Here is a 14,149-nt window from a genome sequence, read left to right on the forward strand (position 1 = left end):
ATTGTGCATCGGTAGTGCACAATGAGTGTTCTGGGGCAGGGGGCGTTCACAGCTGCCGAACAACAAAATGAGCGAGCTTCTGGTATCCCGCTCATCCACGACATAAGTAGCAGGAGTGGTCAATTGTCAGACGTCGATGTCATTGTGATCGGGTCGGGACCGCAAGGTCTTGCAGCGGCCACCTCGCTCGCGTGTGAGGGACTGACCGTCTTGGTGCTGGAGAAAGCCGACCACGTCGGTGGCGCGGTTGTCAGCGCCGAGGCAACATTGCCCGGTTTCGTTCACGATTTGTACGCAATGAGTATGAATCTTTTTGTCGGGTCAGCTTTTTACGAGAAACACCGTGTCGAGTTGCAGGAGAACGGGCTCGAGTTCGTCGTGTCTGCGCACCCGTATGCGTCCGCTTTCCCTGATGGAACGAGTCTAAAGGTGAGCACTGACGAAGGTGACACTCTGAAGATGTGGCGTGCCCATTCGTCGGCGGACGCCGAGGGTTGGCAACGACTCGGTCAGCTGTACGACGACTTCACGCAGGTTTACTTTCCGGTCTACTCCAATCCGCTGCCTTCCAAATCGATCACGTCCGCATTGAGAGGATTGTGGAAGGTCAGGGCCACAACCCCACCCACCCAACTCCTGCAGTTGGTTCTGTCTTCGACGCGTAGCTTCGGTGATCGATATTTCACCACGCCGGAAGCGAAATCACTTGCGGCCGCGTGGGGTATGCACTTGGACTTCGCGCCGGATATTGCTTCGGGAGCGCTGTTTCCGTTGCTCGAGCTGTACGGAAACATGCGTAGTGGCATGTCCATTGTCAAGGGGGGTGCAGGCAAACTTCCCGCCGCGATGGCAAGGATGATCGAAGTGCGCGGTGGCGAAGTTCGCGTTGGCGCCGAGGTCGTTCAGATCCTGACGGACGGTCGCAAAGCAACCGGTGTTCAGTTGTCGAACGGGGAGGTCATTCGAGCGCAACGCGGGATTCTCACCACGACGCCGCTCCCCAATTTGGTCAACTCGTTGCTGAGCAAGCAATCCGTGCCGTCGAAGATGGCGGAGGCTGCTCGGACCTATGGTTTCGGGCCTGGCACGTTCATGATCCATCTCGCGTTGAAAGGACCGATTCCGTGGCTGGACCAGGAGCTTTCCGACGTGTGTTACGTCCACCTGGCGCCATACGTCGATGATCTCGCAAGGACGTACCAGCAGGCTGTTGCCGGGATACTTCCCGACGAACCCCTGGTAGTCGTCGGTCAGCCCAGTGTGATCGACCCGAGTCGCGTCCCAAATCCCAATCAGCACACCGCATGGCTGGAGGTGCGTGCCGTTCCCAGTGAAATTCTCGGGGACGCGGGAGGCGATCTGAGTGAGATATCTTGGGATGAGGCGCGAGATATCTTTGCGGAGAGAATAATTGACAAGATCGAGCGATATGCGCCAGGTTTCCGGGAACAAATACTCGCGCAAGTGGCCTTCAGTCCGGTCGATCTCGAACGCGTCAATCCGAATCTGGTCGGTGGCGATTCCGTCAGTGGGAGCCATCACCAGCAGCAACTATTCGGATTCCGCCCGTCCTGGAGTCTGAACCGCTATGCGACGCCCGTCAACGGTCTGTTCATTGCCGGTGCAGGCACCTGGCCCGGTGCGGGCGTCAATTGCGTATCAGGCCCGCTCGCCGCAGAAAGGCTGCTGCGAGACACTCACCCTTCAAAACGAGCGTTCCGACGCTCACGATGATTGGAAATCCAAACAATGTCGACACAGGTTCGTTTGATCAACCCGCCCGAACTGCATCCCGCACCGGGGTTCAGTCACATTGCAATCGCACCGGTCGGTGAAATCGCCTACATCGCTGGACAAACCGCGCTTGCGCCGGATTTCAGTGTCATCGGACCGGGAGACCTCGCGGAACAGACGCGAGCGAGTATGAGGAATGTCGAAACAGCATTGCTCTCAATAGGCGCCTCCTGGGACGATGTCGTCCGGCGCACCGTCTACACCTCGCGTCCGACAGAATTCGCGATCATCACCGCAGCGATCGAAGAGATCCAGGGTTCGACGCGTCATCCAGCCCAAACCATTTTGGGTGTAACAGGATTGGCGATCGAAGGTTTGCTTGTCGAGATCGAAGTTACCGTTCATCTTCCTGTGTCCCGATGATCTTTTGAGATACAACCCAGCCGTCAACTAGATTCTCGGTCAAGTCGGCTGGGTTGTATCTCGCTGCCCGGGTGTCACAGCTTGTGTTCCAAGCATCACGTGCTCGCCGAAGCATTCCGGAGTTCGGGCGGTTCGTTGCCTCGGCAACTATGACCTCGACAACTATGGGTAAGACGCAATCGAGGCCCTCCCGCATGAGCGGAAGGGCCTCGATTGCTGTTCTTCACTGTCGGGGTGGCGGGATTTGAACCCACGACCTCTTCGTCCCGAACGAAGCGCGCTACCAAGCTGCGCCACACCCCGTGTCGAACCTCGGTTAGCTTACAGCACGAAGTCGGCAGGCATTAAATCCGCAGGTCAGTTGCGTAAAACCGGCGCAGCTGAGTGAGCGGAACCGCGCTCGGTGGAGTGCTCCGGTTCGCGGCCGGTAGACGGCACCAACGTCAACAGGGTTGCCTCGGGGCGGCAGCAGAAACGTACCGGAGCCCACGGCGAGGTTCCGATGCCGGCAGACACGTGAAGCTGTGTGTGAGCACCCCACTTGGACGGGCCCTTCACGCGGGAGCGGTCCAACTCGCAGTTGGTGACAAGCGCGCCGTAGAACGGCAGGCACAGCTGCCCGCCGTGTGTATGGCCGGCGAGAACAAGGTCGTAGCCGTCCTCGGCGAACCGATCCAACACCCGGGGTTCGGGGGAGTGCGTCAAACCGAGCTTGAGCTGAGCCAGGGGATTGGGCGGGCCCGCGATGGTGTCGTAACGATCGCGCTTGAGATGCGGATCGTCGACGCCGGCCGTCGCGATCTTGATGCCAGACACCTCGAGTTCGCGTCGTACATGCGTCACGTCGAGCCAACCACGTTCGGTAAATGCAGCCCGCAGGTCTCCCCACGGCAGCGGATCGCCCGTGATGCGCTTCTTCTTGTCGAAGAGGTAGCTCAACGGGTTCTTCGGCTTCGGAGCGAAGTAGTCGTTGCTGCCGAACACGAATAGACCGGGGCGTGCGAGCAGGTCGCCCAGTGCCTGGACAACTGCGGGGACACTGCGCTGGTGCGACAGGTTGTCGCCGGTGTTCACCACGAGATCCGGGTCGAGGCTTTCGAGCTCACGCAACCAGTTCTGCTTCAATCGCTGGTTAGGCATCATATGCAGATCGCTGAGGTGGAGAACCCGCAACGACGACGACCCCGGCTCGAGTACGGGCATCGTCACCTCGCGCAACGTAAAAGCATTGCGTTCGATGCCGGATGCGTACCCGATTCCGAGTGCAGCGACGCCCGCGGCACCAAGTGCGGTGCGGGTCAGGTTGGTGCGGAACTGGTCAGACACCAGTCAAGGATATAACTAAGGGGACGGGAGGCGGGGCGTGCGCGTAGCGTTTCCCCCATGTCCGACACGACAGCAACGCTCAAAGACAAACTCCGTTCCGACATGGTCGCATCCATGAAGGCCAAGGATCCGCTTCGCACCGGCACCCTCCGGATGCTCATCGCAGCAGTTCAGACCGAAGAGGTTGCCGGTAAGGAAGCGCGAGTCCTCACCGACGAAGAAATCATCAAGGTTCTTGCCAAGGAATCGAAGAAGCGCGGGGAATCCGCCGAAATCTACACCGAGAACGGCCGTGGTGAACTTGCCGCGAAAGAGCGCGCCGAAGCGCAGATCATCGACGAGTACCTGCCGACGCCGTTGACCGACGCAGAACTTGTCGACGTCGTCGACACTGCGATGGCGCAGGTAGCCGAGGAGCTCGGCGAGCGTCCGGGTATGCGTCAGATGGGTCAGGTCATCAAGGCCGCCAGTGCTTTGGCCAAGGGTAAGGCTGATGGCGCGCGTATCTCCGCTGCCGTGAAGTCTCGCCTGTAGGCGTCACCGACAGCGCTTGTCAGCTCCACCGACAAAAGAGAACGGCCGCAACCTCGTGTGAGGGTGCGGCCGTTCTTTCGTGTGGATGCTAGCGCGGTTGTGGCGCTCCGGGTGCCGGGGAATCGGGTGCCGGTGAGGCCGGAGCAGGTGAGCCGTCCGGTGCCGCCGGTGCCGCCGGTGCGCGTACCGACCCGTCACTGATGTAGATCGTGATGGTGGAACCCGGTATCGCCGAGCCCGACGGAGACGCGCCGGTGACAGTTCCGGCACGCGCGCCCGATGCGGACGTCACCGCGTTGACGGTGAATCCCGACTCCTGCAGGCGGGACGTGGCAGCGGACTGGCTCAATCCGACAACCTCGGGAACCTGTCCGTTCTGCGAGCCACGTGCGTACTTCTGGTCGATCGGCGGAAGCGCCGTCGGACCGAAATTGTTGGCAACGGGCATCATCGCGGCGAACCAGCTCCGAGCCGGTTCGGTACCGCCGTACAGGTTTCCGCTGTAGCACGGGCGAAGCGGAGTCGAGCAGATCTCACCCGGAGTCGGGGAGTCGCCGAAGATGTAGACGGCCGCGGCCAGATTGTTCGTGAAGCCGAGGAACGCCGAAGACTTGTGGGTCTCCGTGGTACCGGTCTTACCGGACATCGGCAGAGACCATCCAGCGCTGCCTGCGGCACCCGCAGATGTACCTGCACCCACGTCGTCGCGGCTGAGCGCATTGGCGAGGGTATCGGCCAATCCGGGCTCGACTACCTGCTCGCAGCCCTGTTCCGTGACCGTCACCGGCTTGCCGTTGCGGTCGACGACGGAATCGATCGGACTGGGCGGGCACCACTTGCCGTGCGACGCCAATGTTGCCGCGACGTTCGACAGTTCGAGCGGATTGATCCAGGTCGGGCCGAGCGTGAACGAGCCGAGATTCTGTTCCTTCTGGAAGTCGGCCATGCTGCGATCGTCGAAGCCCGATGTATTGGGCTCGGCATACGAACGCAGGCCGAGACGCACGGCCATATCGACTGTCGGCGTCACACCGGTTGCTGCGATGAGCTTCACGAACGCGGTGTTGGGCGACTGCGCGAGAGCATCCGTCACCGACATCGTCGCCGGATAGTTACCGACGTTCTCGACGCAGTACGTGGACACCGGACATCCCGCGGCGCCGCCACTACCGAAGCCCTTGGCGTCGAAGCGGCGGGGAACCTCGAGCATCGCGTCGATGCCGAGGCCCTTCTCCATGGCGGCGGCGGTCGTGAAGACCTTGAACACCGAGCCTGCACCGTCACCGGACAGTGAATACGGCTGAGCCAGGACGGTTTCGCTGGCGTCGGCGTCGAGACCGTACGTGCGGCTGCTGGCCATCGCCACGACCTTGTGCGAGTCCTGGCCGGGCCGAATCACGCTCATGACGTTGGCGATGCCGTCGAGGTCCGCCTTGGCGTTTGCATTGAGACCAGCCTTGGTGGATGCCTGCACCGCCGGGTCGAGCGTGGTTTTGATGAGGTAGCCGCCCTCATTGATCTGCTCGCGACTGATCCCGGCGTCCGAGAGGTATTTGAGTGCGTAGTCGCAGAAGAATCCGCGGTCACCGGCCGCGATGCATCCGCGCGGGAGCGTATTTGGGGTGGGTAGAACACCCAACGGTTCGTCTTTGGCCGCCCGGAACTCGTTGGCCCGGTCGGAAATGTTGGTGATCATGGTGTCGAGCACGGTGTTGCGGCGCTCGGTGACACCTTCGACGTTGGTGTACGGGTTCAAGGCCGAACTCGACTGAACCATGCCGGCGAGCATCGCGGACTGCGGAACGCTCAAGTCTTTGGCGTCGATGCCGAAGTACGTCTGAGCGGCATCCTGGATTCCGAAGGAACCGTTACCGAACGGCACCAGGTTCAGGTAGCGGGTGAGGATCTCGTCCTTCGTGAGTTCCTTGTCCAGGGTGAGCGCCATCCGGATTTCGCGGATCTTGCGAGCCGGAGTGGTCTCGATCGCGGCGCGGCGCTCGGCATCGGTTTTTGCGACGACCAACAGTTGGTAGTTCTTCACGTACTGCTGATCGAGCGTCGACGCACCTTGCTGGACCTCACCGGAGGTGGTGTTGGTCAGGAAGGCGCGCAGCGTTCCCTGCCAGTCCACTCCCTTGTGATCGGGGAATCGACGGTCCTCGATGGAGACGATCGCCAACTTCATGTTGTTCGAGATCTGGTCGCTCGGGACTTCGAACCGGCGCTGCTCGTACAGCCAGGCGATGGGATTGCCCGCCGAATCGACCATCGTCGATACCGCGGGGACCGTGCCGTCGACCAACTCCGCTGAAACGTTGTCGACCGTGTCCGCGGCTCGATTGGATGCGAATCCGAGTCCGCCTGCCAGCGGAAACATCACTCCGGCAACGAGGACACCGGCCAAGGCAGAGCTTCCGGCGAGCTTCGCCACTGTTTTTGCAATCGACACGATCTACAGAGTACGTGTGCGCACCCCATGGACGTGGCACGCGAAGAATTCGTGCCGAATAAAACGTCCTGAACACCCGGTTTGTACTGCCGTACCAAAAAAGGTGGACGCCCGTCTTGCGTCTGGGCGTTTCTTTACCTAAATTGTGTGAACGGTGTGATTGACATAACACTCGATCACGAATGTGTCTCAGCTTTCGTCGTGATATCCCGCGACGGAAGCAGAGATGTTGTGCTGCTCGCCCTCGAGGCGACGGACATACTTTGTAGAGGGGACCAGAGAATGTACACAGCCACCCCGAGTAGCCGTTTGGATGTCGAACAAGCAGAGGCTCGCATCGCCTGGGTAACACAGGCGCGGTGCCGCGAAGTAGATCCGGATCAGCTTTTCGTTCGAGGTGCCGCGCAACGTAAGGCAGCAACAATCTGCCGACACTGCCCGGTCCTGATGCAGTGCGGCGCCGACGCTCTCGACAACCGCGTCGAATTCGGAGTGTGGGGCGGGATGACCGAACGCCAGCGACGCGCTCTCCTCAAGCAGCACCCCGACGTCGACTCGTGGTCCGAATTCTTCGAGGATCGACGCCACCAGCAGTCAACTGCTGTCTGACCTAGCTTTTTCTGGTCTAGCCTTTCCTGATCTAGCCCTTCCGAGTGAGCTGATCGCCCACGGCGCGCAGTGCCTCGAGGTCTGACACCTCGAACGGCAGTGACGGAACGCCGATCAGCGGCACCCTCGGATGAGCTGCGGTAAACCGGCTCAGCAGCGCCACCTCACGTTTGGCGATTGCTGCGCGGTGAGCATGAATGCGAAGCACCGCCTCCGTCAGTGCCTCTGCGTCGGTCGGATTCTCCTTGGCTGCGAGTTTGTCCGCGGCCGTTGCCGCGTGATCAGCCGGCAGTGCGGTCAGAGTCGGATGTGTTCGGTTCAACACCAACCCGGCTAGCGGCATCGAATCTCCGGCCAGGCGGTCCACGAAAAACGCCGCTTCCCGCAACGCGTCAGGTTCCGCAGCAGCGATCACCAGAAAATGGGTGCCTGGCTGACGCAGGAGTTCGTACGTCTTGGTTGCGCGCTCACGGAAGCCGCCGAACATCGAATCGAGCGACTGAACAAACGCCGACGCGTCAGCGAGCATCGCGCTTCCGACGATCGTCGACACACCCTTGAGTGCCAATCCCATGGCGCCGGCAACAAGCTTGGTCAAACCCCGCCCCGGAGCTGAGAGCAACCGGATCATCCGGCCGTCGAGGAAGGTTCCCAGTCGCTGCGGAGCGTCCAGGAAATCGAGTGCGTTCCGGGACGGCGGCGTATCCACGATCACCAGGTCCCACTTGTCGTTCGACGCGAGCTGTCCCAGCTTCTCCATCGCCATGTATTCCTGAGTGCCGGAGAACGATGTGGCAACGGTTTGATAGAAGGGGTTCGCGAGGATCTGCTGAGCCTTCTCGGGGCTGGAGTGCTCGAGTACCATCTCGTCGAACGTGCGACGCATGTTGAGCATCATCGCGTGCAACTCGCCCGTTGCTTCCGGACCGAGTTTCACTGGTTGCGGTGTGTTGTCGAGTTCCGCGACGCCCAGAGCCTGAGCCAGCCGTCTCGCCGGATCGATCGTGAGAACGACGACGCGTCGGCCCTGCTCGGCCGCGCGCAACGCCAGCGATGCCGCCGTGGTGGTCTTGCCGACGCCGCCCGCGCCGCAACACACCACAATTCGTGCGGTCGGATCGTTGATGATCGCCGAGATGTCGAGCACCGGAGCACTGCGGCGTCCGGTTCTGGAACTGCCGACCATGACATTGTCAGGGACCGCGTTTTCGGTGGTTTCGGTCATCGGACACCCTGTTCCATGAGGTATTCGGCCAGTTCGTAGAGGCCACCCAGATCGACGCCGTCGGCCAGAGTAGGCAAGTGCAGTCGGGCGCCGTCGATCTCCTGCAGTTTCTCCGCACTGGATTCCTGCGCTTCGAGAACAGACGCGTGCTCGATGGTTTCCGTCAGCAATCCGGCGAAGTCGTCGTCCGACAGTTCGAGGCCGACATCCGTGAGCGTGGACCGAATGGACGCGGCATCGATCTTTCCGGCCGCAGCACCCGCCAGAGTGCCCTCCGGCAGGAACTTCGGGCTGGTGCGGTTGACGATGATCGCGCCGAGATTGAGCTCGTCGCGCGCCAATTCCAAGGCGGCATCCGCGGTTTCCTGCACGGGCAGTGCCTCGAGTAGCGCCACCAGATGCACCACTGTTTCCGGCGAGTGCAGCAGTCGCACGACGCCCTCACTCTGCGAATGCACCGGCCCACCTTTGGCGAGATCGGCCATAGCCTTCGTGACGTCGAGGAAACTGCCGATCCGGCCCGTCGGCGGGGCGTCGACGACAACGGCGTCGTACACCCGCTTCCCGGTCCGATCGGTGCGGATGACGCACTCCTTGATCTTGCCGGTGAGCAGTACGTCACGCAGGCCAGGTGCAATGGTCGTGGCGAACTCGATGGCGCCGAACTTGCGCATCGCGCGGCCGGCGAAGCCCAGGTTGTAGAACATCTCCAAGTACTCGAGGAAAGCCGTCTCGATATCGACGGCCAACGCCATCACCTCACCGCCACCTTCGGCAGCTGCGACTTTCGTCTCCTGCGGGGGCAGCGGTGGCACGTCGAAGAGCTGCGCAATTCCCTGGCGGCCCTCCACTTCCACCAGCAGAACGCGTCGGCCGCCTTCGGCTAACGCGAGCGCCAAGGCGGCGGCTACCGTCGACTTACCGGTCCCGCCTTTTCCCGACACAAAATGCAGGCGGGCCTTCGATGCGGACTCCGGCCAGCTCTTGCTCAGCTCATCTTGGGATGCAACCACACCGCGAGCCTATAAGTCTGGGGCCGAAGATGTGCGCGGGATAGGCTCACCGCATGAGTGAATTGACTTCCTGGGAATACACCGTTACTCCGTTGCTGGTCCACAACCCGAAGGCCATCCTCGATAATTGGGGCGTCGACGGTTGGGAGCTGGTGACGGTTCTTCCGAGCGCGTCGGGCGAACAGCACGTCGCATACCTCAAGCGTCCGAAGGTTGCAGGCGCGTGACCGAAACAACACAGACCTGGTCAGCGCGTCTCGCGGAACTCGGCATCGAACTGCCCGCGGTTGCGGCGCCGGTCGCTGCCTATGTCCCTGCGGTTCGTAGTGGCGATCACGTCTACACCTCGGGCCAGTTGCCTTTTGTCGACGGAAAGCTGTCGCTGACGGGCAAGCTAGGCGCGGACGCGTCGGATGCTGACGCAAAGGCTGCCGCGCGTGTCTGCGCGCTCAACGCTCTTGCCGCGATCAACGCTCTGGTTGGCATCGACAACCTGGTTCGTGTGGTCAAGGTCGTCGGATTTGTCGCCTCCGCGCAAGGCTTCACCGGTCAGCCCGGCGTGATCAACGGCGCGTCCGAATTCCTCGTCGAGGTCTTCGGCGACGCAGGCATTCACGCTCGCTCCGCTGTCGGTGTTGCAGAACTTCCCCTCGGCTCCGCTGTCGAGGTGGAACTGATCGTAGAAGTTCGCTGATGACAACGGTTCATCCCGCATACGCGCAGCTTCGCCGCGTCACCGACATCGCGTCGGTCATGCTCGAGAACAACCCGGGCATGATGACGCTCGACGGTACCAACACCTGGATTCTGCGAGCGCCGGGCAGTGACCAGTATGTAGTCGTCGATCCCGGTGACAACGACGAAGAACATCTGCAGCGAGTGGCCGGAGTCGGCGCGGTGGCGTTGGTCCTGATCACGCATCGGCACTTCGATCACACGGGCGGAGTGAGCCGTTTTCACGAATTGACTTCGGCGCCAGTGCGTTCCGTTTCTCCCGAGTTTCTGCGCGGCAGCGGTACGACGCTTGTCGACGGTGAACTCATCGAGGTTGCCGGGCTGCGCCTGCGTATCGTGGCAACTCCTGGTCATACCGCGGACTCCGTCTCGATCGTCATCGAGAACGAGGGCAGTGTGCTGACGGGTGACACGATACTCGGCCGTGGCACAACGGTTCTCGATGATTCGGACGGTGATCTGGGGGACTACCTCGCATCGCTGCGTGCGCTCATCGAACTCGGTGACGGGCGAACCGTTCTGCCTGGGCATGGCCCGGAATTGCCTGACCTGCAGGAGATTTCGAAGCACTACCTCGCGCATCGCGAAGAACGGCTCGATCAGGTGCGAGCGGCATTGGTCTCGCTCGGCGATTCCGCGTCGGTACGCGACGTGGTCGAGCACGTCTATTCGGATGTCGATCCGAAACTCTGGCCGGTGGCAGAAAAATCGGTCAACGTGCAGTTGGCATATCTGCGTCGTTGAACCGTGCAGTGGACTGCCGCCTGTTATGCCAATTGAGGTATAGCTGGCGGCAGTTTTTGCATTTGTTTGATATGGGTTCGGGGCCAATAGTTAGTCCATGACCTCACAATGCGACGGATGGATCCGCAACTACGTGGATGGCTCCTATGTCGAACCCGACGCGTCGTCGAGCTTCGACCAGGTAGACCCCGCAACCGGCCGTGTTCTTGCCAAGGTCCATGAGGCCGACAAGGCCCTGGTCGATCGGGCTGTGACCTCTGCCAGACGTGCTCTGGACAACGGTTGGGCCGATACGCCGGTCCGAGAGCGGACGGCGCTGCTGCGACGCGCCGCCGACCGGATCGAGGAGCGATTCGAGGAATTTGTCGCCGCGGAAATGGCGGATACGGGCAAGCCGATCACGCAGGCGCGCGAACTCGACGTTGCTCGCGCCCTCACGAACTTCCGTACGTTTGCCGACATCGTCGCCGCAGCGGGGCAGGAATCGTTTGTCACGGATCTGGCCGGCGGAAAGCAGGCGCTGAACTACGCGATCCGCAAGCCGCTCGGTGTGGTCGCCGTCATCGTGCCGTGGAACCTGCCACTGCTTCTCCTGACCTGGAAGGTGGCGCCCGCGCTGGCGTGCGGAAACTCCGTGGTGGTCAAGCCTTCCGAAGAGACGCCGGCGACGGCGTCGTTGCTGGCCGAGGTGCTCGAAGAAGTCGGCCTGCCTGCCGGCGTCTACAACGTCGTGCACGGATTCGGTGCGAATTCTGCGGGCGAGTTCCTCACCACCCACCCCGGTATTGACGGTGTCACCTTCACCGGATCTTCGGCAACCGGCTCGCACGTCATGAAAACCGTTGCACCACGGGTGCGTCCGGTCTCGTTCGAGCTCGGCGGAAAGAACGCCGCGATCGTGTTCGACGACGTCGACATCGACGAAGCGCTGACGGGTCTGACCAAATCGGTGTTCACCAACACAGGCCAGGTCTGCCTGTGCACCGAACGGGTGTACGTGCACCGCAGCATTTTCGACGACATCGCCGGTGGACTTGTCGAGCGGGCAGCAGGATTGCGTCTGGGTGACCCGACGCTCACTGCGACGACGACAGGCCCGCTCATCTCGCAGGCACACCGGAAGAAGGTTGTCGACTACTTCGAGATCGCCGAGCAGGAGGGCGCGAAAGTGCTTACCGGTGGCGGAATTCCGGATCTCGGACAGGATCTGTCCGGTGGATCGTGGATCGAACCCACCCTGTGGACTGGCTTGACCAACAAGAATCGCGTAGTGCGCGAGGAGATCTTCGGACCCGTCGCAGCACTCATCCCGTTCGATACCGAGGCAGAAGCGATCGCCTTGGCAAACGACACCGAGTACGGCTTGGCGGCCTCCGTGTGGACCAACGACCTGCGTCGCGGACACCGCGTCGCCCAGAAGATGAACGTCGGAATCTCCTGGGTCAACACGTGGTTCACCCGTGAACTGCGGTCTCCCTTCGGCGGCATGGGCCTGTCCGGTATCGGACGTGAGGGTGGCGAGTCCTCGCTGCACTTCTACACCGAACCGACAAATGTGTGTGTGCAACTGTGAACATCGAAACCGCAGGAAGTTCCAGAGAAATGAGCGAGGCGTGATGACAGCCCCAGAAGACACCGTATCCGCGCTCGCGCGTCGGCTCGACGACGCTGCGCAGAGCCGTACCGACACTCCGAGCCTCGCCGACGATCACACTATCGACATCGACGACGCCTACCGGATTCAGAACGAACTCATCGAACGACGCACTGCCCGTGGCGAATCGGTGGTGGGCATCAAGCTCGGCTTCACCAGCCAAGCGAAGATGGTGCAGATGGGTGTCTCCGAAGTGATCGTCGGGCAGTTGACCGACGCGATGGCGGTGACGGACGGCGGTGACCTGGAACTATCGACGTTCATCCACCCCAAGATCGAACCCGAAGTTGCGTACCGGCTGTCGAAGGACGTCGATCTCGACGACCCGAGCATGGACATAGAATCCTGCGTCGACTCGGTTGCTCCGGCGATGGAGATCATCGATTCGCGCTACCGCGACTTCCGCTTCACCTACACCGACGTTGTCGCCGACAACACCAGTGCCGCTGGATATGTCATCGGCCCGTGGCAGTCGATGCGCAGTGCCGCGAACTTGGTGGTGCGCATGGAGGTAGGCGGCGAAACGGTTACCGGTTCGACGGCAGCAATCCTCGGAGATCCCGTGCGCGCGTTGCATGCCTTGGTGGATATCGCCCGCCGTCGGCACATTCCGCTCCGGGCCGGCTACGTGATTCTGGCCGGCGCAGCGACTGCTGCCGTGCGACTCGACGAGGGAGTCGCACAGTGCAGCATCGACGGACTGGGTACCGTCTCGGTGAAGGGTGTGCGGCGATGAGTGGGGCGCAGGTCATCGAGAAGATGGCAAAGCCGCGCGGAAAGTTCCCGCACGTCAAGGTGGTAGGTGACTTCGTCTACGTCTCCGGTACCAGTTCACGTCGACCCGACAATACGTTTGTGGGCGTCGAAGTCGACGAGATGGGCACCACGGCGCTCGACATTCGGGCGCAGACACGCGCAGTCATCGAGAACATCGCGGCGATCCTCGCCGAGGTGGGTGGTGAACTGCGTGATCTGGTTCAGGTCACGTCATACCTGGTGTCGATGAACGACTTCGGCGGATACAACGAGGTCTACGCCGAACTATTCGACGAAAACGGACCGACGAGAACCACAGTGGCAGTTCATCAATTGCCGCATCCGCACTTGCTTATCGAGATATCCGGTGTGGCCTACGTGCCCGCCTCCAGACGGCTGTCAATCGAGAACACGGAGAACGCATCATGACCACCATTCCTCCCGTCATCGACTTCAAGAAATGGATCGACGACAACCGTCACCTGCTGCAACCACCCGTCAACAACCAGACGATGGCACTCGGAGACGACTTCATCGTGCAGGTTGTCGGTGGGCCCAACCAACGGACCGACTACCACCTCGACCCGTACGAGGAGTGGTTCTACCAGGTCGAGGGCGATATCCACGTCAACGTCATGACCGAAGACGGACCGGTGCGGGTCGACATCCGCGAGGGCGAGAGCTGGTTGCTGCCGGGAAACCTGCCGCATTCACCGCAGCGCCCCACCGCAGGATCGATCGGCCTGGTGATCGAAAGAGTGAGACAGGAAGGAACATTGGAGCACTTCCAGTGGTACTGCCTGGAGTGCAATCACAAGATCTACGAAGTCGAACTTCAGGTACGCGACATCGTGGCCGACCTTCCGCCCGTCTTCGTCACCTTCTACGAGAGTGAAGACGCCCGCACATGTGACAACTGCGGCACGCTCCATCCCGGCAAGGGTTGA

General features: G+C 61.5%; 15 protein-coding genes and 1 tRNA gene. 11 read left to right on the forward strand and 5 right to left on the reverse strand.

The features are described from left to right. The first annotated feature begins 123 nt into the window (after positions 1-123). Both CJ178_RS22970 and CJ178_RS22975 read left to right on the forward strand, forming a co-directional pair. Complete coding sequence (locus CJ178_RS22970) at positions 124-1,734, forward strand: phytoene desaturase family protein (RefSeq protein WP_179300801.1); 1,611 nt, start codon at positions 124-126, stop codon at positions 1,732-1,734. Positions 1,735-1,749: 15 nt separating this feature from the next. After that, entirely contained in the window at positions 1,750-2,157 is a 408-nt protein-coding gene (locus CJ178_RS22975) for a RidA family protein (RefSeq protein WP_095887749.1), read from the forward strand. 229 nt (positions 2,158-2,386) lie between these two features. On the opposite strand, the gene CJ178_RS22980 is transcribed toward CJ178_RS22975, so the two are convergent. Next, positions 2,387-2,460: transfer RNA gene (locus CJ178_RS22980), tRNA-Pro, on the reverse strand. Between the two features lie 54 nt (positions 2,461-2,514). Beyond that, positions 2,515-3,483 (reverse strand): metallophosphoesterase, encoded by a 969-nt coding sequence (locus CJ178_RS22985; RefSeq protein ID WP_033235920.1) that lies wholly within the window; start codon positions 3,481-3,483, stop codon positions 2,515-2,517. 57 nt (positions 3,484-3,540) lie between these two features. Between CJ178_RS22985 and CJ178_RS22990 the strand changes: the two genes are divergently transcribed. After that, positions 3,541-4,017, forward strand: coding sequence for a GatB/YqeY domain-containing protein (locus CJ178_RS22990; RefSeq protein ID WP_033235921.1), 477 nt, complete (start codon positions 3,541-3,543; stop codon positions 4,015-4,017). Between the two features lie 88 nt (positions 4,018-4,105). Here CJ178_RS22990 and CJ178_RS22995 read toward each other — a convergent pair whose 3' ends face one another. Next, the gene (locus tag CJ178_RS22995) at positions 4,106-6,448 is read right to left on the reverse strand and encodes a penicillin-binding protein (RefSeq protein ID WP_033235922.1); all 2,343 of its coding nucleotides are present in this window, start codon (positions 6,446-6,448) and stop codon (positions 4,106-4,108) included. Between the two features lie 300 nt (positions 6,449-6,748). Here CJ178_RS22995 and CJ178_RS23000 point away from each other — a divergent pair, with 300 nt between their 5' ends. After that, positions 6,749-7,075: a WhiB family transcriptional regulator gene (locus tag CJ178_RS23000; RefSeq protein WP_033235923.1), complete on the forward strand. Its 327-nt coding sequence runs from the start codon at positions 6,749-6,751 to the stop codon at positions 7,073-7,075. Between the two features lie 31 nt (positions 7,076-7,106). Here CJ178_RS23000 and CJ178_RS23005 read toward each other — a convergent pair whose 3' ends face one another. Beyond that, entirely contained in the window at positions 7,107-8,261 is a 1,155-nt protein-coding gene (locus CJ178_RS23005; RefSeq protein ID WP_095888109.1) for an ArsA family ATPase, read from the reverse strand. Between the two features lie 35 nt (positions 8,262-8,296). After that, complete coding sequence (locus CJ178_RS23010) at positions 8,297-9,313, reverse strand: ArsA-related P-loop ATPase (protein WP_095887750.1); 1,017 nt, start codon at positions 9,311-9,313, stop codon at positions 8,297-8,299. A gap of 53 nt (positions 9,314-9,366) precedes the next feature. Here CJ178_RS23010 and CJ178_RS32870 point away from each other — a divergent pair, with 53 nt between their 5' ends. The 7 genes from CJ178_RS32870 to CJ178_RS23045 all read left to right on the forward strand — a co-directional run bounded on the left by CJ178_RS32870 (position 9,367) and on the right by CJ178_RS23045 (position 14,149). Further along, positions 9,367-9,540: a hypothetical protein gene (locus CJ178_RS32870; RefSeq protein ID WP_092805866.1), complete on the forward strand. Its 174-nt coding sequence runs from the start codon at positions 9,367-9,369 to the stop codon at positions 9,538-9,540. Then, positions 9,537-10,007 (forward strand): RidA family protein, encoded by a 471-nt coding sequence (locus tag CJ178_RS23020; RefSeq protein ID WP_033235926.1) that lies wholly within the window; start codon positions 9,537-9,539, stop codon positions 10,005-10,007. Before CJ178_RS32870 ends, CJ178_RS23020 begins: the two co-directional genes overlap by 4 nt. After that, entirely contained in the window at positions 10,007-10,792 is a 786-nt protein-coding gene (locus tag CJ178_RS23025) for an MBL fold metallo-hydrolase (RefSeq protein ID WP_095887751.1), read from the forward strand. The genes CJ178_RS23020 and CJ178_RS23025 overlap by 1 nt, the downstream gene beginning before the upstream one ends. A gap of 97 nt (positions 10,793-10,889) precedes the next feature. Next, positions 10,890-12,365 carry a 2-hydroxymuconic semialdehyde dehydrogenase gene (locus CJ178_RS23030; protein WP_095887752.1) on the forward strand — a complete coding sequence of 492 codons (1,476 nt, stop codon included), beginning with the start codon at positions 10,890-10,892 and terminating at the stop codon, positions 12,363-12,365. 43 nt (positions 12,366-12,408) lie between these two features. After that, positions 12,409-13,182, forward strand: a complete 774-nt coding sequence (locus CJ178_RS23035; RefSeq protein WP_095888110.1) for a 2-keto-4-pentenoate hydratase — start codon at positions 12,409-12,411, stop codon at positions 13,180-13,182. Continuing rightward, on the forward strand, positions 13,179-13,631 hold the full coding sequence (locus CJ178_RS23040; protein WP_095887753.1) for a RidA family protein: 453 nt from the start codon (positions 13,179-13,181) through the stop codon (positions 13,629-13,631). Before CJ178_RS23035 ends, CJ178_RS23040 begins: the two co-directional genes overlap by 4 nt. After that, positions 13,628-14,149: a 3-hydroxyanthranilate 3,4-dioxygenase gene (locus CJ178_RS23045; protein WP_095887754.1), complete on the forward strand. Its 522-nt coding sequence runs from the start codon at positions 13,628-13,630 to the stop codon at positions 14,147-14,149. The genes CJ178_RS23040 and CJ178_RS23045 overlap by 4 nt, the downstream gene beginning before the upstream one ends.

It is taken from the genome of Rhodococcus sp. ACPA4 (assembly GCF_002300185.1).
Taxonomy (GTDB): domain Bacteria; phylum Actinomycetota; class Actinomycetes; order Mycobacteriales; family Mycobacteriaceae; genus Rhodococcus_F; species Rhodococcus_F globerula.